Source organism: Muriicola sp. SD30, assembly GCF_041205185.1.
Taxonomy (GTDB): Bacteria; Bacteroidota; Bacteroidia; order Flavobacteriales; family Flavobacteriaceae; genus Muriicola.
In genome coordinates this window covers 919116-941499 of record NZ_JBGEWB010000001.1, presented here as the reverse complement: position 1 = coordinate 941499, position 22384 = coordinate 919116, and the positions used below count along the sequence as shown (strand labels likewise).

Sequence of the window (22384 nt, the reverse complement as noted above, 5' to 3'; positions counted from 1 at the left end):
ATTAATTTCTGATTAGTACCAGAAGGTCAGTATCTTTTGAAATCGTTCTGATGATTTTAATGATTGAAAGAGGACATCATTCTGGAAGGTAGTACTTGTAAATCGTTTTCCGGCAGCCACTGCTTTTGTAAGATGATCCAGGGCAGATACATCCTGCCCTGTAAATGCATAATATCTGGCCAGGGCATAATCCACTTCTCCAAATTGATATTCGGCTCGCAGATTTTCAATTCTTTCCAGAGTTTGTTCTGCTTTTTGATCCTTCCCATTCTTATAATAAGACATCGCTAAAAAAGAAAGCATCGGTATTTCATTTGCGCTCACTGTTAAAACCTCTTCAATTCTTTTCTCTGCCTCAGGAAAGTCCTTTTTATAAAATGTAATTTCTGCCCTGAGTTCTTTTTCTGACGGGGTTAATAAATCCCCCCTTTTCTCCTGATATGCCAGCACTTCATCAAAATAGCGGTTTGCATTGGTTTCATCTCCGGTTTTCAGGTATTCAAGTCCGGTTTTTAACATCATCAGCTGCCAGTAGTCTATCCTCCCTAAAAGACGGATGTGTTGCAGTAATTCATAAACGGCTGTGTGATCCTTATCCATCACATAGGCTTTCATCAGTACTTCCTTAATCCACTCCTGTCCTGCGGTTCGGGCATAGGGTTCTAATAATTCAATGGTCTCGTCTATCTTTTCCAGTTCCAGGTTGGCCATGCCTTTGACAAAATACCGGTACTCACAGGAAATACAATTATCAAGATCAAAGTCGTCTTTAGGAATCGCTGCATAAATGCTGTCCACATCCTGGGGTCTGTTAACAAATTGGAGGGCAAGGACCATGGTACTCAAGTTGAGTTCGATCTCCACCGGTGCCACGTTGTACTCTTCCTGATAGGTTCTGTACGCCGTTCGGTTATCCCCTTTAAAACAGGCCTCGTAATGTTGTATCATATTGAGTTGTTCCTTCTTGGTGCCGGTTTCAGCTGCCAGCACCTGTAGCAGGGAATCAGCCACAGCAAACTGGTCCCGGTTGTAGTAGTAGGCAACTCTGTCTATCTTAGGTTTAAAAAAACTGCTGTCGGCAGCAATAGCCTCATTGATGTATTTTAATTGTTCATCAGATTGCAATTCGAGCAGGGCATCACTTTCCAGCCATAACTTATATGCGGTGTAATTAGGTGGCGTTTCTTCCATGGCCAACTGAGCCATACCTTTTGAATCGAGATAGCCTAGTACCCTTTGTTTTATGGCTTCGATGCAATCAAGCGGGCTATCGGCATCACACTCCGTTATTTCAAATGATACCAATGTCCTGTTCATATTGCCATCCAGAACTGAGCACTGTAGTAACAATCGGCCGTCTTTAAGATAGTAAGTGCCTGTGACAACTTTTGAGGGTTTGAGGTATTCCTTAAGTACACCATTTTCTCCTGTCGGTACCATGTTGGCCTTGAGTACATTGGTGTAATCTTCCACCACCTGAGGTGAGATCACCTGCCCTACTTTATTCTGGGTAATCCCATGCATAATCCAGTCGACTGCCATTTTACCAACAACGTCCAGATTGGGATCAGTGGTGTTATTTTCAAAAGGCAGAACGGCGATCCGATCATTGTCTGGTTCCTCGGGAAAAGTAAAGGCACTCATGTCTTCCTGATTGATAAAATTTGCTTTTACGATCAGGGAGGCAGAGAAGAGAGATACAAGGGCAATAACAAACAGGGAGGTGAAGTACAATTTTTGAAAGGGGCTGTAAAAATGTACCCCGGGCAAATGTACCTTCCTTTTTTTCAGGCCCTTGATTTCCTCTGCGGAGCCTGCCGACTTGGATGTTACTTTTAAACCCTTTCTTCGGCTGAATCTGGACTCGAGAGGCTTTAATCGATACCTCCATATCAGATAAACATAAAAGGGAAATCCGATAAGCAAAACAAGTAAAAGATAGGTCATGCTTATTTTAGGCAATCCAAAGGGTTCATATATCACTGAAAACACCTGTATCAGGACCCAACTGGAAACAATATAAATAGAAAGGTTCTTAAAAACCTCCTTTTCATGACATTCTTTAACAAAGGCTTTAAAATTCATTTAATAGAATCGGTATGGGATTTATATAGAAGTCTTAACAATATACCTTAGGAATCCAGCTAATTTTTCACTAATATAGTGATAAATTAACTCTAAAAATTATAACCATGGGGACCACAAAACCACAAGCATCGTCCAAAGGAGGACATGTTCCAAAAACAAAAGTAACTTCAAAGGAAGGCCACGTTCCAAAGACGAAAGCAACCTCTAAGGGAGGTCATGTTCCTAAGACCAAGTAAATCTAAAAGAATTATCTTCCGAATTAATTTGGGAAGATTTTTCAAGGCATTTTGCTAATAAATTTTCAAGAAATAAAAACCGGACACAAAAGTGTTCGGTTTTTTTATTAAATGTCCGCGGATTGATATCCTCAGCAAGCTACCCCAAATTGCCTAATAAACTTTGACTCAATGCCAGAAATTGAGAACATTCTTAAAACTCTCTAATTCTGTATAAGGCTTCATCAGGACATCATCATGAAACGTCCCGGGATTATATCGTTTCCCAGCTGCTACCGCCCGGATCAGGTTTTGAATTAAAAGATCAGTGTCGCCTTTAACAGCATAATATCTGGCTTTCGCATAGTCAATTTTACCGTACTGATAGTCAGCCCTTAGTCGGTCGATATCCTCTATCAACTTTTCCGCTTTTTCCAACTGCCCTTCCTCAAACAAGCACATCGCTTGAAAAGATATATAGTCGACATCTTCAGGGTCTATCTCCTGTAAATTTTGAAAGATCTTACCTGCCTCTGTGTATTTATCCAAATAGAAATAGGAGAATGCTTTCAATTCCTTTTCTTCCTGGGACAATTCAGCCGGCTGCCCCTCTAGTGATCCAAGCAGCATATTTAAATACATATCGGCTCTTGAACGGTCGCCCCGGATTAGGTATTGTTTGCCAACCAGCAGGCACTTTTCCCTCCAGGTATCCAGATCGCCAGTGAGCTTTATGGTGTTCATAATGTTGTCGACTTCCGTAGAATCGCCCAGGCGTATATTGGCGTACATTAAAACGTCTTTTATCCAATAAAACTCTTTTACTCTTCCATAATCCTTAAACATCTCTATGGCCTTTTCAGGCTTGCCGAGGGCAATATCAGCCATCCCTTTACTAAAATGACGGTACTCACAGGTCTGGCAGCTTAAGCTGTCTATATGGGCCATGATCGGCTGTTTGTTGTAAATGGAGTCAACAGCATCGGGTCGATTTACAAACTGCAGGGCCACCACCATGGTACTGCTGTTGTTATTCAGGTCATCGGTCTCGATATTGTACTCTTTTTTTAGGTAAGTAAATGCCTTCTTATTATCGCCATTGATCAGGGCAGTCCATAGTTTAACAAGATTTTGTTGCCTGCTGCTTTTCAGATCAGCAGATGCGAGTTGCCTTACCATAGAGTCGGCCATTGCAAAATCTTCAAGGTTATAATAATAGGCCATCCTATGCAGTTTTGGCTCAAAATACGTGCTGTCGAGGGCAATGGCCTCATTGAGGAGATTTAAATATTCGGGTGTATGGCTCTCAAATTTATTCATTCCCTGCATCAACTTGTAGGCTTCGTAATTAGGGGGTGTTTCTTCATATACAGTATATAATTCATCTTCCTCTAACAGCGCACTGAGCAGCCTTTGTTTGAGCATTTCGATGCAGACCAGCGGACTGTCTGAGTCGCAGGAAACCGGTTCAATGGTCTCCAGGGTTTCATTCATATTCCCATCCAAAATGGTGCATTGGATAAGAAGTTTTCCGTTGTTCAGATAGTAATTCCCGGAAATGATCTTACCGGGCTTCAGGTATTCGGTTAGTATTCCATTGTCTTCATCCGGTACCAGGGAAGCCTTTAGTACCGTTGCATACTGCTCTACCACTTTTGGGGATATTACCTGCCCTATGTCATTTTGAGTGATTCCGTGAATAATCCAGTCGACCGCCATTTTCCCCACCACATCAAGTTCTTCATCAGTAGTGTTATTTTCAAAGGAGAGCACTGCGATCTTGTCATTGCTATCATCTTTTGCAAAAGCGAAGACGCCCGGTTCAGGTTCATTGATAAAATTGGCTCTAACAATGAGGGCTACAGCAAATACCGAAACAAGCAGGATGGCAAAGAGAAAGGTGAAATACATTTTTTGAAAGGGACTGTAGAAATGGATCCCCGGGAGATGTACCTTTCGTTTCTTAAATTGTGATTCTACCCCTTCATCTCCTGATTTATTTTTAACGAATTTCATCCCTTCACGCTGACTCAGTTTGGTCTCGGATGGTTTTAGGCGATACCGCCAGATGAGGTAGGTATAGAATGGAAAACCTACAATAAGTACCAGTAAGAGGTAGGTCATGGAGATCTTCGGCAGGCCAAAAGGTTCCCACATTTCCGAAAAGACCTGTATCAATACCCAGCTTGAAACGACGTAAATGGAAAGATTTTTAAATACCTCTTTCTGATGGCATTCCTTTATAAATTCTTTTAAATTCATTCTTGTGGTTGGCTAGTAACACTTCAAGATAATAATTAATTGATTAAGACATCTGTATTGACTGATTTATCACCCCAGGAATAAATGTATTTACTACATGTCCTAACTTATTTTTTTGGTATCTTTTTGGTAACAAAAGAGCTTTTGGATTTTACTCTAAATTAAAGTAATCATGAAAAAATTAAAGAAAGGTGAAATTAAACAGGAAGTATTTGAATTATACGATGCTTATGCCCACAACAAGTTACAACGCAGGGAATTTATAGAGAAGCTATCAGTCTATGCCGTTGGGGGGATAACCGTTGCTTCACTGATGAGTTTCCTTATGCCGAATTACAAGGACACCCTGTTGGTGAAACAAGATGATCCCGGCCTGGATTCAGGATTTATTACCTACGACTCTCCGAAGGGAGGCGGTAAGATCAAAGGCCTGCTTTCAAAGCCCAAAGACGCTAAATCTAAACTGGGCGGAATCGTGGTGGTTCATGAGAACCGGGGTCTTAATCCCTATGTGGAAGATACCGCGCGAAGGGCAGCACTTGCCGGTTTTATTACCCTGGCGCCGGATGCACTCTCGCCCCTGGGCGGATATCCGGGAAATGATGACGAAGGAAGGACCATGCAGCGTAAACGTGACCGGAATGAGATGCTGGAGGACTTTATTGCCGCATTTAACTATTTAAAGGAGCATAAAGACTGTAATGGGAAAATCGGTGTGGTTGGTTTCTGCTTTGGGGGTTGGATCTCTAATATGATGGCGGTAAAAGTTCCTGATCTTGCAGCTTCCGTGCCTTTTTACGGCGGACAACCCAAGGAAGATATCGACAAGATCAATGCACCTTTAATGCTTCAATTTGCCGGACTAGACGAACGCGTCAATGCGGGATGGCCGGCCTATGAAGAAGCCTTAAAGAAACACGGAAAAGAGTATGTGGCCTACACCTACCCGGATGTCAACCACGGCTTTCACAATACGAGTACTCCCCGTTACGATGAAGAGGCTGCAGAACTTGCCTGGGGAAGAACGATTGAGTTTTTTAAGGAGAAATTGAGTTAGTTATCCGGCAAAATTGGTCAGTTCAAAGATCTGAATTCACTTGGGGAGTGCCCTACGCGCTGTTTAAAGAGACGGGTGAAATGCTGCGGATATTTAAACCCCAGTTCATGGGCAATTTCACTGACTGTCTTAGTGGGGTCGAATACCCTCTCTTTTGCTTCTTCGATTAATTTATTCTGTATGTATTCCTGGGCAGAATGGCCTGTCTCCTTTTTAATGAGGTCTCCGAAATAGTTAGAAGATAAATGTAATTGATCTGCAAAATACGCCACTGAGGGTGTTCCGTATTTTTGAGGTCTGTCAGAAGTAAAGTATTCCTTTAAGAGCACATCGAAATTCTCAAGGAAACTATTGTTCTCTTTTTCCCGGGTAAGGAATTGTCGATCGTAAAATCGCACACAGTAGTCCAACAGAAGTTCGATGTTAGCAGTAATGAGTTTTTTGGTGTGCTTGTCGATAGTCTGGTCCAGTTCAAACTGAATTTTATCCAACAAGCTTACGATCACCTTTCGTTCTTTGGCCGAAAGATGTAGTGCTTCAAAAAGTGAATACGAGAAATAGTTATAATGATGAATTTTACGACCCAGTTCGGTGCCCAAAAATAAATCGGGATGGAACAACAAGGCATAGCCTTTCGGACGATAATTTGGATCATCATATGAAAGCTCAACCAATTGATCGGGTCCAACAAAAACCAGAGTACCCTCATCATAATCATAGGGCTTTCCGCCGTATTTCAACTTGCACCCGGTAGCGTCCTTTAAAAAAATGGCATAGCAGTTAAATCGTAAAGCATTGAAGTCTTTAATGGTCTTTCCGTCTTCATCTACATCCTGAAAATTAACCACCCCAACTAATGGGTGTAATACCTCCTGGTTACGCAATTTCAGGTAGTCTCCTACTGCTTTAATTTCATACACCTTCATTATGCCGTTATTAATATTTTGTTAAAGATAAGACATTGATAACCAGCTAATCAAACATCCTTAGCGAATTCTGTAATAATGGTAGATAAATCCGTAATCCGGGTAATTAATAGATCATAGACAGGCTTTAATTTTGTTGCATGACAGAGAACAGGATAATCTATCGGTGGAAATATTCCAGATTCAGGATGATCTTTTCAGGATTGCTGATTACAGTATGTGGTTTGTCCTTTGGGCAAAGTACTAGTAAGCAAATTACTGCTAAATTGATCACAGACAACATTGTATTGGATGGATTGATGGATGAAACAATATGGCAGACTGCCGAAGTTGCCGGTAATTTTCAGCAATTCTTTCCTTCAGACCAGGTTGAGGCACAATACACAACCGAAGTAAGAGTATTATATTCTGAGACTCATCTGTATGTGGGTATTTACGCTGAAAAAGCTCCGGGAGATTATGTAGTCTCCACCTTAAAAAGAGATTTTGGCGCCCTTACCAATGATAATATCTCTCTCCTATTCGATACCTTCAGCGACGGCACTACGGCCTATTTCTTTGGGGTTACCCCCTATGGCGTACTGCGTGAAGGCTTGGTGTCAGAAGGTGGGGCCGCTTTTAACAATACCTGGGATATTAAATGGCAGGCTGAGGCGAGTCGATATGATGATCATTTTGTTATAGAAGTGGCCATCCCGTTTACCTCCTTAAAATTTCCGGAAGGGACCTCAACATGGCGTTTCCGTCCTTGCCGTTGGAATAACCAGTCGAACCAGCAAGATAGCTGGGTAAAAGTTCCGCAACAACAACTGCTATCCAGTCTGGCTGATATGGGGGAACTCATTTTTGAAAAACCTCTGGGTGAATCGCGAATGCCCATTGCCTTGATTCCATATATCAATATCCTTGCGGACAAAAATTATGGTTTAGATGAGTCTGACACACAATTTAAAACCGGGGGAGATGCTAAAATTTCAATTGGCAACGGTATGAATCTCGACCTTACACTGAATCCAGACTTTTCCAATGTGGAAGTGGATGATATTTTTACAAACCTGACCCGTTTTGAGGTGAGATTACCTGAAAAGCGTCAGTTCTTTATAGATAACAGCGATCTTTTTGAAAATTTCGGAAATACCTTTAATGAAGCCAAACCTTTCTTTTCTCGGAGGATTGGTCTTGCACGGAATGCCGAAGGGAACCTCATTCAAAATGATATTATTGGCGGTGTCCGTCTCAGTGGGAAACTTAATAAAGACTGGCGTTTGGGAGTGCTTAACATACAGACTGCCAAGGACGAAGCCAATGAAATTGCTTCCAATAATAATATGATGCTGGCCCTTCAGCGGAAAGTTGGTGCCAGATCTAACATTGGCGTGTTTTGGGTCAACAGACAGGTGATGGGCGATGAGGGATATATTACCCCTGAAGACAATTTCAATCGAGTCATAGGGGCGGATTATAATTTGGCTTCAGAAGACAACAACTGGAATGGAAAATTCTACCTCCACAAGTCTTTTCAGCCAGGAGACAACACAGGAAATTTTTCTTCCCAGGCCACGGTTACTTATAATCCCCGTAAATGGCGAATTACTGAGGACCTGGTTTATATTGACCAGGATTTTACAGCAGACCTTGGCTTTGTTCCACGAACCGATGTATTGAAGTGGGGCAATGGTATACAGCATATCTTTTATCCCGAAAATGGAATCATCAATACGCATGCACCCCGTTTGCTAACTATAGTCTACTGGCGGCCCTCGCTTGATTATAAAAAGACAGACCATCGTTATACGGGGAGTTGGGAGTTTGCCTTTCGGGATCAGGCTACGGCAGAATTTTCCTTTACCAACAACTATATTTTTCTTACCGCGCCATTCGATCCTTCCCGAACCTCAGGAGCGATACCTCTGCCGGGTGATCAGGGATACACCTTTAACCAGGCCAGTATAGAATATACTTCCAATAACACTAGTGTCTTTACCTATGGTGCTAATGCTACAATAGGCCAGTTTTTTAATGGCAATATTACAGCCCTTGGAGCACAATTTGGATTCAGAGTGCAACCTAAGGCCCAATTCAGTCTGAGACTAGACTATAACGGGATACGACTTCCCGATCCCTATGCGGATGCAAATATCTTTTTTGCTACCTTCAGATCGGATATCACCTTCAGTAAGAGCCTGTTCTGGAATACCCTGGTACAGTACAGCAACCGCCAGGAAAACCTTGGGATCAACTCCAGGTTACAATGGCGATTCGCACCCCTTTCTGATCTGTTTCTTGTCTATAACGATAATTATTTTACAGAGACATTTGCACCGAGATTCCGGTCTATAAACCTTAAATTAACGTACTGGTTAAACATATAAGTTCTTCCAAATGAATCAAATCCAATATTTTCTAGTTGTCATGAAAATGAAAAGCAATCCTAAAGACGTAAGCTTATTGAAATGGAGTTTGCTTATCGCTCTGCTTATAATACCTGTAATCCTATCTTCCCAGAACAAACCAATGATAATTCAGGATCAGGGAAGTTTTGCAGTTGGCGGTAGTGTTATCGAAAATCCAGGGACTTTTGATGCCATTAAACGCACGCCTGAAGGCCAGACTTATCACGGTGACCACGCCTATGTATTTTACCAAATTCCGGTTGATCCAAGAAAATATCCCCTTGTGATGTGGCATGGTTTCGGACAATCCGCCAAGACCTGGGAAACTACCCCAGACGGGTGGGAAGGATACCAAAACATCTTTTTAAGACGAGATTTCAGTACCTATATCATAGACCAGCCAAGACGGGGAAGAGCCGGGCGAAGTACTGTTGAAGCCACGATCACTCCAACCCCCGATGAGCAGTTTTGGTTCAATACATTTCGTATAGGGATCTGGCCGGACTATTTCCCCGGAGTTCAATTTGCCCAAGATAAGGAAACACTCAATCAGTATTTCAGGCAGATAACACCCAATATCGGGGGATTTGACACCGAAGTGATTACAGATGCTGTATCCCGGCTTTTTGACAAGATTGGGGAAGGCATCCTGATCACCCATTCCCATTCAGGTGGCTTTGGCTGGGCAACCGCCATAAAAAATGACAAAGTGAAGGCTATTGCGTCCTACGAACCTGGTTCCGGCTTCCCGTTTCCTGAAGGAGAAGTGCCGGGGCCCTTGGAAAGCTCAGCAGGTGATTTGCAGGCTATTGGTGTTACCAAAGCAGATTTTTTAAACCTGACTAAAATTCCCATAATCATTTATTACGGGGACTTTATTCCTGAAGAGTACGACCCCAATCCCGGGACGGACGGCTGGCGCGTTCGCCTTGAAATGGCGCGTAAATGGCGTGATGTGGTTAACAATTACGGAGGCGATGTTACAGTGGTTCATCTCCCTGAAATCGGCATTGAGGGAAATACTCATTTTCCGTTTTCTGACTTGAACAACCTGGAGATCGCAAACCACTTGTCAATCTGGTTAAAGGAGAAAAACTTAGATTAAATAAACAATATCAATGAAAGTTCTGAAATCATCCTTGATCCTTATGTTTCTTTGCCTCCCGATTATTTCCTGTATTGGCGAATCGAAGACTAAAAATGTTGATACGGACCCACAAGATGCAATGATCAGGATCGCAGAAATTGATATCGATTCTGTGTATTTGGATGAGTACCTGGATATACTCAGGGAGGAATCAGAAGCGTCTGTAAGATTAGAACCCGGGGTCATTTGTATCTATCCCATGTTTCAAAAAGAAAATCCAACGCAAATCAGGTTACTTGAGATCTATGCGAATAAAAAAGCATATGAATCTCATCTCCAAACTCCCCATTTCAAACTTTACAAAGAATCTACACTGCATATGGTCAAATCCCTGCGATTAATCGATGTTGAGGCGATTGACCCCGAAACCATGCCGGCGATTTTTAAAAAATTTAATTACTAACTTAAAATAAAAACATTATGAGGTCACTTATTATTGGATTTGTATTTACAGCAATTGGAGCACTGTCTTTTGCACAGGAATCCACAATAGAAAAGGAAATCAAAGAAATCTCAAAAGCCAAATGGCAATGGATGGCCGATAAAGATGTGGACAAGTTGGCCAGTTTATTTCATGACAAATCAAGGTTTGTTCATATGAGCGGCTCCTGGAAAAAAGATAGGGAACTTGAAATTATCGAGACCGGAAGCATTTGGTATAAAAATGCCGATGTACACGATGTGGTAGTAGAAATATTTGATGAAAATACAGTGGTGCTTTGGAACCGAATTACGCTTATGGCCCATGTTCGTGGTAACGATGTTTCTAATGAATTTACAGTCACTGAATTCTATCAGAAAGAGGGAGGAGAATGGAAATTGCTGGATCTTACTTTTAGTAGTGTTCGGGATACCCATAAAATAGAGCACTAAGAAAGATGTAAGATGAAAAAAATTATAATAGGATTAGCGTTAGTATTCAGTTCAATATTAATAGCACAAGAAAAGGTCTATAATCCCGTAAGGGTCACAACTGAATTGGGTGTAATTCGTGGAATTACTGACAATAAAGTAGATAGTTTTAAAGGAATTCCCTTTGCGGCTCCTCCAATTGGTGAGTTTCGTTGGAGGGCTCCTCAACCATTATCAGCCTGGGAAGGTGAATTGGATGCTACGGAATATGGCGCTAACTGCGCACAGTCTGGTTGGGGTGGGGCCCCGGGAACCATTAGTGAAGGTTCATCCGAAGATTGTCTATACCTGAATGTGTGGAAACCTGCTGATGTAAAAACGGGTGCGAACCTACCCGTTATGGTTTGGATTCATGGCGGAGGCTTTGTTGGTGGTAGTGGTTCCGGAGCTGGAATTGCCGGTGATGAGTTTGCCAAGAAAGGTGTCATTTTGATTACCATCAATTACCGTTTGGGGCGTTTGGGCCATTTTGCATTCCCTGCTTTAAGTGCCGAACATCCTGAAGAACATAAAGGCAGCTATGCCTATATGGACCAGATTGCAGCGCTACAATGGGTGCAAAAGAACATTGCTGCCTTTGGTGGTAATCCTGATAATGTGACCATCTTCGGCTTTTCTGCAGGTGGGGTTTCGGTACATTCTTTAATGACCATTCCAGAGGCAAAAGGACTCTTCCATAAGGCCATTAGCGAATCTGGTGGAGGTCGTGATGGTGTACTTACCGGAAGGCCTATAAAGGAAGAAAATGCATCTCCTTTTTATCCTGTTTCCGCGGAGACCATCGGTATCAACTTTGCCAAAAAGCACGGCATAGAAGGTACAGATTCCGAAGCTCTGGCCAGGTTACGCGCCTTAACGGTGGAAAAAATTGTTGATAGCGGACAGGAAACTGATGGGCAGGATGGTCCACGTATCTATTCCGGACCAATCTTGGACGGCGAATTGGTAACTGAAACTGCCGAAAGTGCTTACAAAGCTGGTAGACAAATGCAAATACCATTGATCATTGGATCTAACAGTGCCGAAATCGGCGGGAGTTTTGTCAACAACAGTAAAACCAAAGAAGAACTGTTTTCGCTTTTTGGCGAGTTTAAAGAGGAAGCGAAAACTGCTTATGACCCTGATGGTAGCAAAGAATTTGAAGAGGTGATTACTAAGTTCAATACCGATTGGGTTTGGGGAGAACCAGGTCGTTTTGCCGCCAGAGCTTTAGCGGAACAAGGTGAACCTGTGTTTATATACCATTTTGGATTTGTACCGGAGCCTATGAGGGAAAGAATGAAATACGGTGCCGGCCATGGTTCCGAAGTTAGTTATGTTTTTAATAATCTTGACGCACGTTGGGGAAATCCTGAGATAACTCAAGAAGACAGAAAAGTGGCGGAACTAATGAATGGGTACTGGATAAATTTCGCCAAGACCGGAAACCCGAATGGAGATGGATTACCTAACTGGCCTATTTACAACGAAGAGGATGGCGCCATTTTAGATATTGAATTAGATGGTGAAGCAGTTGGAAAACCAGATCCAAGAAGAGCGAGATTGGATGTCATTGAGAAGGCATTTAAGTTAAGGAGTCAAGTTCAATCGCGGGGTATCTAACCGTGTAAATAGAATAGTAAAATTATGCATAAAACTGTCTTTCTCCTGTTACTCTCATTTGTGAGTCTGGCAATGCATGCCAGACAGTGGGTGCAGGAGTCAGGGGATGACATTTTAGTTGTTTATTTATCGCGAACTAACAACACTAAGACTGTTGCCGAAATCATCCAAAATGAGGTTGGAGGAGATTTGGTTGCTCTGGAATTAGTGGAGCCCTACCCACAGAATTACCAGGCCATCGTGCAACAGGTTGCAGAAGAAAACAAAACCGGATTTTTACCTCCTCTGAAGACCCAAATAGATATGGATAAATACGATACCATTTTTCTGGGCTTCCCAACATGGGGGATGCAACTTCCGCCTCCTGTAAAAACCTTTTTGCACCAATATGATTTAAAAGGAAAAACGATAATTCCTTTTAATACAAATGCAGGTTATGGGGTGGGAAGTGGTTTTAAAACGGTAAAAGAACTCTGTCCAACAAGCAACATCCTCAAAGGTTTTGAGATCAAAGGAGGCGTAGAACGGGATGGGATTTACCTGGCCATTAAAGGTGAAAGAAAAACAGAGGCAAACATGAAAGTAAGGTCTTGGTTGAGGAAGATTGGAATAGAAACTTCTCAATAGAACGAAGATTAAAATTTAACATCATAATCCAGATTAAAGTTGAATATCAACTTCCTTTACATCTGATAAATTAGTACATTAAAGAACATAAAAATTCCATCATGGCAACATTCAATTTAAAGATTAACGGAAAAACACAAACGGTAGATGTAGATCCCAATACACCCTTGCTATGGGTACTTCGGGATCATCTCAAGCTGGTTGGGACCAAATACGGCTGTGGAATAGCTCAATGCGGTTCCTGCACAGTGCATTTATCGGGAATTGCGGTTCGCTCTTGTATGCTCACAGTATCAACAGTAGGCAATCAGGAGGTGACTACTATAGAAGGCCTTTCGGAAAACGGCGATCATCCTGTTCAAAAAGCCTGGATGGAAGTAGATGTGCCTCAATGCGGTTATTGTCAGGCAGGACAAATCATGACTGCTGCTGCTTTCCTCGAAAACAATCCTGATCCTTCCGACTCTGAGATCGAAATGGCCATGAATGGAAATATCTGTCGCTGTGGAACATATGTCCGCATTAAGAAAGCTATAAAACTAGCCGCTAACTCATAATCATTACAAAATTTATCCCATGACAATTCTAAAAACACAGATAGGAAGACGAGCATTTATCAAAAACACCAGCCTTGCCAGTGGAGGACTTGTTCTTGGATTTAGTATACTCAATTCTTGCGGCCCCGGGGATACAAAGAAAATGGCGGTAAAAGAAATGCCGAAAGAATGGTTTGAAATCAATGCCTACCTTAAAATTGGTGATAATGGTCTGGTCACCATAATGGCCCCCAACCCCGAATTTGGTCAGGGAGTTATTACATCTATGCCCATGATTGTTGCCGATGAACTGGATGTTGACTGGAAAGATGTACTGGTGGAGCAGGCTAATTTTGATGCCGATGAATACGGTTGGCAATTTACAGGGGGAAGTCAGGGAATCCGGCGCCGTTGGGAAGGACTCAGACTCGCTGGTGCTACTGCTAAACAAATGCTGAAGGAAGCCGCTGCACAGACATGGCAAGTTGCTGTCGAGGAAATCGAAGTTTCAGAGGGGATGTTGACCCATGAAGCTTCCAAAAATTCCGCAGGCTATGGTGAAATGGCTTCTATCGCAGCAGGGCTGGAAATCCCGGAAGAAGTACAACTCAAAGATATTAAAGATTTTACCATCATAGGTACCTCCAAAAAAAGTGTTGAAAATCAGAAAATCATCACAGGTAAACCTTTATTCGGGGTCGATTACGAATCTGAAGGGGCTTTAATAGCTATGGTAGAGCACCCTCCGGCATTCGGATTGCAGCTGAAATCCTATGATGATAGTCAGGTACGCAAAATGCCAGGGATAATAGATGTCTTTAAAATCAAAACGCTTCAAAAGGATATGACCAGGGGGTATTTTGACACCAATGCATTTACCGATCTGGTAGCCATAGTTGGGAATACCACCTGGGAAGTCATGAACGCAAAAAAACAATTGAAAGCAGAATGGGAACCCTTTTCCGATACTTCATTTAAAATGGATCGATTCGGTACTCAGATGAATGTTGAGGTGCCGGGTGGACTTGAAAATACGGACGACCATTATGCTCAAATGAACGTAATGGCAGCTAAATCCGCTACTACGGCCAGAAAGGATGGTAATCCCGAGGCTGCCTTTAAAGGTGCAGCTAAGGTTATAGAAAGATCTTACACCTGTCCCTTTTTGGCACACAATTGCATGGAACCTATGAATTTTTATGCCCATGTAACCGAAGACGGAGCAAAATTAGCAGGACCTCTACAGGCACCGGCTTTAACGGAAGGTACCGTGGCCGCCCGTCTAAATATTCCCATCGAAAAAGTGGATATTGAACTCACGCGGATGGGCGGGGGATTTGGAAGACGCGCTTATGGTCATTATGCCGTTGAGGCCGCGTTGATCTCTCAACAGGCCAATGCTCCCATAAAATTGGTCTATAGTCGTGAAGATGATATGACCTTCGGAATATATCGTCCATCATACCATGCCACTTATCGCGCAGCGCTTGATGAAAACAATAATTTGATAGCATTTCACGTAAAAGCGGGTGGAGTACCCGAATCTCCTCTATTCGCAAACCGCTTTCCCGCAGGTACGGTTGATAATTACCTGGCTGAACAATGGGAAATCAACTCCAATATAACCATAGGGGCATTCAGGGCCCCCCGATCAAATTTTATGGCAGGCGTTGAACAGGCATTTCTGGATGAAGTGGCGGAAGCTGCTGGGAAAGATCCTATCGATTTTCGACTGGAATTACTGGAACGTGCAAAAAACAATCCTGTTGGGGAGAACAATGAATATGAACCAGACCGATTAGCAGATGTACTTAAATTGGTTCGTGAAAAATCAAATTGGAATGAAGTTCCATCAGGAGTACACAGAGGAGTATCAGCCTACTTTTGTCATAACAGCTATGCCGCCCACGTGGTGGACGTAGTGATGGACGGCAATACGCCGAGAGTGAATAAGGTTGTATGTGCGGTAGATTGTGGAATTGTCATTAATCCTGATGCGGCAACGAACATGGCCGAAGGTGCTATCGTTGACGCTGTTGGTAACGCTATGTACGGGGAATTGACTTTCCAGGACGGACGACCAGAACAGAATAACTTTGATCGCTATAAAATCATCCGCCACAGTGAAGCCCCTAAGGAAATTGAAGTCCATTTTGTGAAAAATGACATAGATCCGACTGGACTTGGTGAACCGCCATTCCCTCCAGTATTCGGGGCTTTGGCCAATGCATTGTACAAAGCAACCGGCAGAAGGCACTACCAACAGCCATTTGCCACTGATCGACCACCTTTGGTGGGTTAATCGTTTATAATATAATTTCATTATGCTTACAAAAACACATATCGGAAGACGCGCCTTTATCAGGAATACAAGCCTGGCGGGGGGTGGACTTATACTGGGATTCAGTTTTTTGAATGGGTGTAAGCCCGGCGGGACCAAAAAAATGGCCGGACCTGAAATGCCGGATGAATGGTTTGAGATTAACGGCTATCTCAAAATTGGAGATAATGGCATAGTTACCATAATGTCTCCCAACCCGGAAGGCGGGCAGAATGTAAAAACCTCCATGCCCATGATCGTCGCTGACGAACTGGACGTGGACTGGAAAGATGTGATCGTGGAACAGGCACCACTGAACACCGAATTATATACTCGTCAGTTTATTGGCGGAAGTCAGGCCATTAGGCATGGCTGGCCCGGTCTGCGAATGGCAGGGGCCTCGGCTCGTCAGATGCTTAAAGAAGCAGCTGCAACGCAATGGGAAGTGCCTGTAGATGAGGTCACCACTGATGCCGGCATGTTGTATCATAGCAGTAGTAACCGATCTATGGGATATGGGGATGTGGCTTCAGCGGCAGCCCAACTTACTGTCCCGGAAGAAGTTCAGCTCAAGGAACTGAAAGATTTTAAGATCATAGGTACTTCCCGTAAGAATGTGGACGCTTCAAAGATCATCACCGGAAAACCGCTTTTTGGTTTTGATACATATGAAGACGGGATGCTAACCGCGATGATCATTCATCCGCCGGCCTTTGGAATGAAATTAAAATCAGTAGACGATACGGCAGCCAGGAATATGCCCGGGATCAAAGATATTTTTACTATAAAAGTGCTGGAAGACGACTTTGTACGACAGCATTTTGACACCTGCACCTTCCTTGAAGTAGTCGCAATTGTGGGTGATACTACCTGGGAGGTCATGAACGCTAAAAATGCTGTAAATACGAGTTGGGAACGCTTTGAGACCTACACGGAAGAAAGAGTGCCCTATGGCCGGTCGCAATACACCCTCACCATTCCTGCTGGCCTGGAGAATACTGCTGATCACAAAGCCCAAATGAAGGAGATGGCTTCAAAGAAGGCTAGTGTGGTGCGCAAGGATGGAAATCCTGAAGCAGCATTCCGCAAGGCAGTAAAAGTGATCGAAAGGACCTATACCGGACCTTTTATGGCGCATAATTGCATGGAACCTATGAATTTCTTCGCCCATGTAAAGGAAGACAGTGCTGAACTCTCCGGACCTTTGCAAAAAGCAGAATTGACAGAGCATACCCTCGCAGCCCGTTTGGGATTACCCGTTGAAAAAATTGATATCCAAATGACCCGACTTGGAGGGGGTTATGGCCGTAGATCCTACGCCCACTGGGCCATAGAGGCAGCTCTTATTTCTCAAAAAATAAAGGCCCCGGTTAAACTTATATACTCCCGGGAAGATGATATGACAGGAGGTATATACCGACCCACATATCAGACTACGTACAGGGCCGGACTTGACGCTGATAACAATCTCATCGCCTTCCATGTCAATGCCGGGGGAATTCCTGAGAGTCCGCTGTACGCCAACAGATTCCCTGCGGGTGCTGTAGACAATTATCTTGCTGAGAGCTGGACGATCAATACCAATATCACTATAGGCTCCTACAGGGCGCCCCGTTCTAATTTCGCGGCCTGTGCAGAACAGTCTTTCCTTGATGAAGTTGCGGAAGCAGCAGGTAAGGATCCTATCGATTTTAGGATGGAGTTACTTGATCGGGCTAAAAAAGATCCAGTAGGGGAAAATAACGATTACGAGGCAGATCGATATGCCGGAGTTCTGAATCTTGTCAAGGAAAAATCGGGTTGGGGTAATGGAGATGCAGACCTCAAACGCGGGGTTGCTGCCTACTACTGTCATAATTCTTATGCTGCCCAGGTGGTAGATATGAGATGGGAAGGAAACAAACCCATTATTGACAACGTTTATTGCGCTATAGATTGCGGAATCGTTATCAATCCTGATGCAGCTACAAATTTATGCGAAGGTGGTACTATTGACGGCATAGGTAATGCCCTTTACGGAGAACTGACCTTTGAAGCCGGAGTACCTCAAAAAAGCAATTTTGACCGCTATCGTATGATTAGGATGAGCGAAGCACCCAAAAATATCGAGGTGCACTTTGTGGAAAATGAAATAGACCCCACCGGACTCGGGGAGCCTACCTATCCGCCTGTGTTTGCTTCCGTGGCCAATGCCCTTTACAAAGCTACGGGAAAACGTTATTACGATCAGCCATTTTTGGGATAGAGGATATCTAGAGTAGCTCTTTAAAACAAAAAAAGGAGATCATTTGAACTCAAATTTGTCTTTAGGTGTGTGGACCTTATTTGAATTCTGAAGCCAGTTCTTTGAGATACCAGCTCAGGTTACCGATATCATAATCCAGCCTGTCCAAGGTCATGATTACGGGATATTGAATTCGAGTAATATTGGGATCCTTCATTCGGATCAAAGCAAACATGGCTTTGTTGTAATAATCGTTCTTTGAGGTTTCGAGATACTTAAATGGTATTTTTTTTCTTGACAAAAACTTGCGTGTATATTCAGAACGGGCACAACCTTCCCCATAAAATACGATCACAGGAATATTTTCGGCATCGAACGACTCCAGGAGTTCACGTTTGATCTCGAATTCCTGTAGTTTAGCTTCATCCGGAGTGGGCTTGGCTATGTATGAGTATTGCGAACTGACGGAATAGGGTTCAGTAGGATCATATTGAAGTGTTATCATGGGAACATAGGTATCCGGCGGAATCAATTTGGTAACAGGTCCCTGATACCCGATAAGATTATCGGCTGTCAATCTCAGGATGACCTCATGGGTTACCTTGGCTCTATTGAACCCCATGAAGATAAGGGTTGAATCTCCCTGTTCCATCTTCACTTCAATTTCTTGCTCCTGTGCAGAAACCTGGTATATCGTGAGAAGAAATACCAGACTGCATGACAAATAATTATTGATCATACGCATGATGAAAGAATTTTCTGTAAAATAATAATTTTTAGACACATGCTAAACTTACCATTAAAAAGCAATTATGATGCATGAAGGGATCGATGATCATTTTCGATCGTTGTTAGAAGGAGGTATGAGTCAACAAAAGCCATATGGCTATGCTTTGTCATTATTTGTTTCATGCATTTTCAGTTAAAAAATTGGATTTTGGGTTTTGGAGTTTCGATATTCAGGATTACGGCTATGCCGTGATCCTGAATGCGGTTGTTGACAGTAAAGTGAACCATTCGCTTCGCTCATTATGGTTATTATCTCCATAAAAAGCAGGATTACGGCTCCGCCGTGATCCTGAGGTGGGGGTGTTGCTCAAGAAAATCCAATCCGGACCATTTGGCCCGGATGTCTTTTCCAATTGCTTCAGCCTGCAAGCGAGCTTGCGGCTTTCGCAAATGAAAAATCCAACCACTTTCGTGATTGGATTTTCTTGGTCGGGGTGGCAGGATTCGAACCTGCGACCTCCTGCTCCCAAAGCAGGCGCGATAACCGGGCTACGCTACACCCCGAGATGGTCATCAATAAATCGTTTTGCACCTCGTTTCTTGATCTTTCGCCCTTACATAAAAAATATCTCTATAGCTATGACCTTAGCCTGGCGGATGTTATCCGCCGAAGCCGGCCATTAAACTTAGGCCAGCCTTCTTCGCTGGAAGCGAATTCGGCCGGCGAAGGCGGAGAGACTGGGACTCGAACCCAGGCGACACTTGCGCGTCGACAGATTAGCAATCTGCTCCGTTACCACTCCGGCACCTCTCCTGTATTTCAATATTTCAAGGCATCGTTATTCAGCTTACCCGAATAGCGGCTGCAAATGTAATTCTTCATTCCTTGGAACGCAACTTTTTGAAATGGTTTTTGCTTAAAAAAATATAATGGTGTCACCCTTGAGTCCATTTTCCGTAACGGCTTTAACAACAACCCTCATAGGTGAATCAATTGCAGTCCCTGATAGCCTGATTTCAGCTTTTCCCGTGCTATCGGTTGCAAGTTGTGGTTCCCAATACAAAGTCTTCGCAATCCCCTCAGCTGATCTTTTTCGCTTTCTATTACTACTGTACTCCTCAAAGCTTACCGACTCATGAAAACCCTGGTAAAGCACTTCAGCATCCTTTCGAGCCAGATATTCAATATCTGAGCCCGAACGAGTAAAAATTTGTATGACCCCACCGGCCGCCCGGCTTCCATACACTGAAGCTTCCGCACCAAGTAGGAGTTCAATGCGTTCCACATCTATATAACTGACTAAATTAATGACATCTACAAAACGAGTTGTCTGATTTAGTGGAAATCCGTCTATCACCCATAACAAAGGACCCAACCGCGCTGCTCTGGGGATAAAGATTGAAGGACTCAAGGTTCCTAAACCAACAACCTGAACCCCTGGAATATTCAAAAATAACTGGGGCAGGGTTTTGGGCCTTTCTATGTCCTGTTCAATCACCCGAGTGGCCCTTAGATCATAACGAGAAACACTGGTCTTATGCAATTCTCTGGTGGCCACCAGGGTAACTTCTTCCAATTCGATTGGCTTTTCAGATTTAATTTCTGAATCAAATTCCCTCACAGATCTTTGAGGCCTTTCAGCATCTGATCCTACCTCCTTTTCAGAATAAGTCAATACCTCTCCCGGTAATTTCAGGGGTGGTATTTCATACTCATAGGGCACTACTTTAACCAGCTTTTCATCTGTTTCCTCCCCGGCCGTCCTGAATATAATATGGGCCTCCCCTTCAATCTGCATACCAGTTATTTTAAACATCCCATCGGAGTTGGTTTTGGTTTCGATGGCAAAAACTTCCTCCCCAGCGGTAATAAGCATCTGTATTTCTGTGTTCTCCAGCAAGGTGTTATTGAGATCATAGGCCTGCCCATAAAATTCGAGCCCTTTCTGGAATCCATACAATATTTCATCGGGAACCCGGGATGGAACAACATTTATCTCTTCCCCGGTATATTGTCCTGTAAGGAGAAGTAAATCCTCAATAAACCTTTGATTCCTCAGTTCAGCTTCACCCTCTGTACCCCTTCGGACAGATCCCGGGATTAGGTCTGAATTTATTTCTTCCAGCAGACTAACGGAGAGTTCGGTTTCAACCGGCTTTCCCATTTCATCATAGACCTGAAATTTAAAGACCTCATCTCCTGAAGCATCCCGTTGTCTCTCTACTTCAATATACAATTCATTCTTATTGATCTTCCAGGGTCGTCGTGCCCAAACCCGACCAGAGTCATCCTCCAATCTGAGCTCGAGGATACCCTCGGGTAGTTCGGTTTTCGGGATTTCTATTTTTTCACTGGGACCGCCTTGAAACACAACCTCAGACTTAAAAAAACTTATCCCGTTTCTTACTCCCTTCAAGAATACAGGTCGATCCATTAGTTGGGCCGATGCTTCTATATTGATAAGTGCTTTATCGGAATTAAGGTTATTAAGCTGAATTGTATAACCCGTCTCCTGAACTTGTGGTAATGGGATTAATAAATCTTCTTCCACAATGATATAGTACGTTTCGCCTTTTACAGGTGTAAAAAGAAATCTGCCTATCCCCTTTTGAAATTCTATATTTCTGGTGATAATTTCCCCCTTACTATTCACGATAGGTGCCTTGTGTAAGCTGATATCTTTGTGATATGCCATCACCTGCGTTGGTAGCTGATCTATTAAAGAGCCACTCTCGGGGCGAAGAAAAAGGCCCTCGGCCAAGGATTTGGTTTTAGATCGTCTCTCTTCAATTTCTATTTGCTTTGTTGCAATCAATTCAGGTCCGTAGTTCAGCATCCACCGAGTATATGCCCTGAGATAATAAACACCCTCGTTTAATTTTTTGGGAATTTCCAAAGAACCGACACTGTTTCCATTTTCTATTCTGTGGAACTGACTTAAAAGCAATTCTCCTTTTTCGTTCAGGAATTCCACCTTCAGCACTTCACTGGCACTCACCCTCAATTGTTCCGGGCCGGTAAAAATATCCGCTCTGAAAAATAAAACCTCTCCGGGTAGAAAGTTCGACTTGTCTGTATGTAAACGTATTTTTTCCTGCCAGAAAAAGAGAGAGTCTCTTACACTTACTTGATCCTCGATTGCACCAACATAATAGTTCTTTTCAGAATTTTCATCTCCGTTTGGACCAGAGGCCTGGGCCGAAACCGTAAATCGCGTTACGGCCATAATTACAAGGAAAAGACAAAGCAGATGATTCCCTTTTCTAAACATAATTTCTATTTAATAGTCTTACTATTATTTGTTAAAAGAACAACTGTTATATGTTGAAAATATGATGTATTCAC

16 protein-coding genes and 2 tRNA genes are annotated in these 22384 nt (G+C 43.0%); 11 read left to right on the top strand and 7 right to left on the bottom strand.

The features are described from left to right. Positions 1 to 12 precede the first annotated feature (12 nt). Entirely contained in the window at positions 13 to 2085 is a 2073-nt protein-coding gene (locus tag AB8P51_RS04235; protein WP_369747509.1) for a hypothetical protein, read from the bottom strand. 107 nt (positions 2086 to 2192) lie between these two features. Here AB8P51_RS04235 and AB8P51_RS04230 point away from each other — a divergent pair, with 107 nt between their 5' ends. Beyond that, on the top strand, positions 2193 to 2324 hold the full coding sequence (locus AB8P51_RS04230; RefSeq protein WP_369747508.1) for a hypothetical protein: 132 nt from the start codon (positions 2193 to 2195) through the stop codon (positions 2322 to 2324). Between the two features lie 168 nt (positions 2325 to 2492). Here AB8P51_RS04230 and AB8P51_RS04225 read toward each other — a convergent pair whose 3' ends face one another. Then, positions 2493 to 4565, bottom strand: a complete 2073-nt coding sequence (locus AB8P51_RS04225; protein WP_369747507.1) for a tetratricopeptide repeat protein — start codon at positions 4563 to 4565, stop codon at positions 2493 to 2495. A 172-nt stretch (positions 4566 to 4737) separates the two neighbouring features. Here AB8P51_RS04225 and AB8P51_RS04220 point away from each other — a divergent pair, with 172 nt between their 5' ends. Next, positions 4738 to 5622: a dienelactone hydrolase family protein gene (locus tag AB8P51_RS04220; protein WP_369747506.1), complete on the top strand. Its 885-nt coding sequence runs from the start codon at positions 4738 to 4740 to the stop codon at positions 5620 to 5622. 17 nt (positions 5623 to 5639) lie between these two features. Here AB8P51_RS04220 and AB8P51_RS04215 read toward each other — a convergent pair whose 3' ends face one another. Next, positions 5640 to 6548 (bottom strand): helix-turn-helix domain-containing protein, encoded by a 909-nt coding sequence (locus tag AB8P51_RS04215; RefSeq protein WP_369747505.1) that lies wholly within the window; start codon positions 6546 to 6548, stop codon positions 5640 to 5642. Positions 6549 to 6688: 140 nt separating this feature from the next. Here AB8P51_RS04215 and AB8P51_RS04210 point away from each other — a divergent pair, with 140 nt between their 5' ends. The 9 genes from AB8P51_RS04210 (at position 6689) to AB8P51_RS04170 (ending at position 18330) form a co-directional block, all read left to right on the top strand. Then, complete coding sequence (locus AB8P51_RS04210; protein WP_369747504.1) at positions 6689 to 8920, top strand: DUF5916 domain-containing protein; 2232 nt, start codon at positions 6689 to 6691, stop codon at positions 8918 to 8920. Between the two features lie 46 nt (positions 8921 to 8966). After that, positions 8967 to 10046, top strand: a complete 1080-nt coding sequence (locus AB8P51_RS04205; protein WP_369747503.1) for an alpha/beta fold hydrolase — start codon at positions 8967 to 8969, stop codon at positions 10044 to 10046. 13 nt (positions 10047 to 10059) lie between these two features. Then, complete coding sequence (locus tag AB8P51_RS04200; protein WP_369747502.1) at positions 10060 to 10491, top strand: putative quinol monooxygenase; 432 nt, start codon at positions 10060 to 10062, stop codon at positions 10489 to 10491. 17 nt (positions 10492 to 10508) lie between these two features. Continuing rightward, positions 10509 to 10961 carry a nuclear transport factor 2 family protein gene (locus tag AB8P51_RS04195; RefSeq protein ID WP_369747501.1) on the top strand — a complete coding sequence of 151 codons (453 nt, stop codon included), beginning with the start codon at positions 10509 to 10511 and terminating at the stop codon, positions 10959 to 10961. A gap of 12 nt (positions 10962 to 10973) precedes the next feature. Continuing rightward, a complete protein-coding gene (locus tag AB8P51_RS04190; protein ID WP_369747500.1) occupies positions 10974 to 12602 on the top strand; it encodes a carboxylesterase/lipase family protein in 1629 nt (542 codons plus the stop codon). A 24-nt stretch (positions 12603 to 12626) separates the two neighbouring features. Further along, positions 12627 to 13229, top strand: coding sequence for a flavodoxin family protein (locus AB8P51_RS04185; protein ID WP_369747499.1), 603 nt, complete (start codon positions 12627 to 12629; stop codon positions 13227 to 13229). Positions 13230 to 13330: 101 nt separating this feature from the next. Beyond that, a complete protein-coding gene (locus AB8P51_RS04180) occupies positions 13331 to 13786 on the top strand; it encodes a (2Fe-2S)-binding protein (RefSeq protein ID WP_369747498.1) in 456 nt (151 codons plus the stop codon). Between the two features lie 19 nt (positions 13787 to 13805). Next, the gene (locus AB8P51_RS04175; RefSeq protein ID WP_369747497.1) at positions 13806 to 16067 is read left to right on the top strand and encodes a molybdopterin cofactor-binding domain-containing protein; all 2262 of its coding nucleotides are present in this window, start codon (positions 13806 to 13808) and stop codon (positions 16065 to 16067) included. A 19-nt stretch (positions 16068 to 16086) separates the two neighbouring features. Continuing rightward, positions 16087 to 18330 carry a molybdopterin cofactor-binding domain-containing protein gene (locus AB8P51_RS04170; protein ID WP_369747697.1) on the top strand — a complete coding sequence of 748 codons (2244 nt, stop codon included), beginning with the start codon at positions 16087 to 16089 and terminating at the stop codon, positions 18328 to 18330. 76 nt (positions 18331 to 18406) lie between these two features. Here the strand turns inward: AB8P51_RS04170 and AB8P51_RS04165 are convergent, their stop codons facing one another. From AB8P51_RS04165 to AB8P51_RS04150, 4 genes are all read right to left on the bottom strand, one after another. Next, positions 18407 to 19054: a hypothetical protein gene (locus tag AB8P51_RS04165; protein ID WP_369747496.1), complete on the bottom strand. Its 648-nt coding sequence runs from the start codon at positions 19052 to 19054 to the stop codon at positions 18407 to 18409. A gap of 470 nt (positions 19055 to 19524) precedes the next feature. Next, positions 19525 to 19602, bottom strand: a tRNA-Pro gene (locus AB8P51_RS04160). 166 nt (positions 19603 to 19768) lie between these two features. Continuing rightward, positions 19769 to 19852 (bottom strand) — tRNA-Ser (locus AB8P51_RS04155). A 103-nt stretch (positions 19853 to 19955) separates the two neighbouring features. Further along, positions 19956 to 22310 (bottom strand): TonB-dependent receptor, encoded by a 2355-nt coding sequence (locus tag AB8P51_RS04150; RefSeq protein ID WP_369747495.1) that lies wholly within the window; start codon positions 22308 to 22310, stop codon positions 19956 to 19958. Between the last annotated feature and the right edge of the window lie 74 nt (positions 22311 to 22384).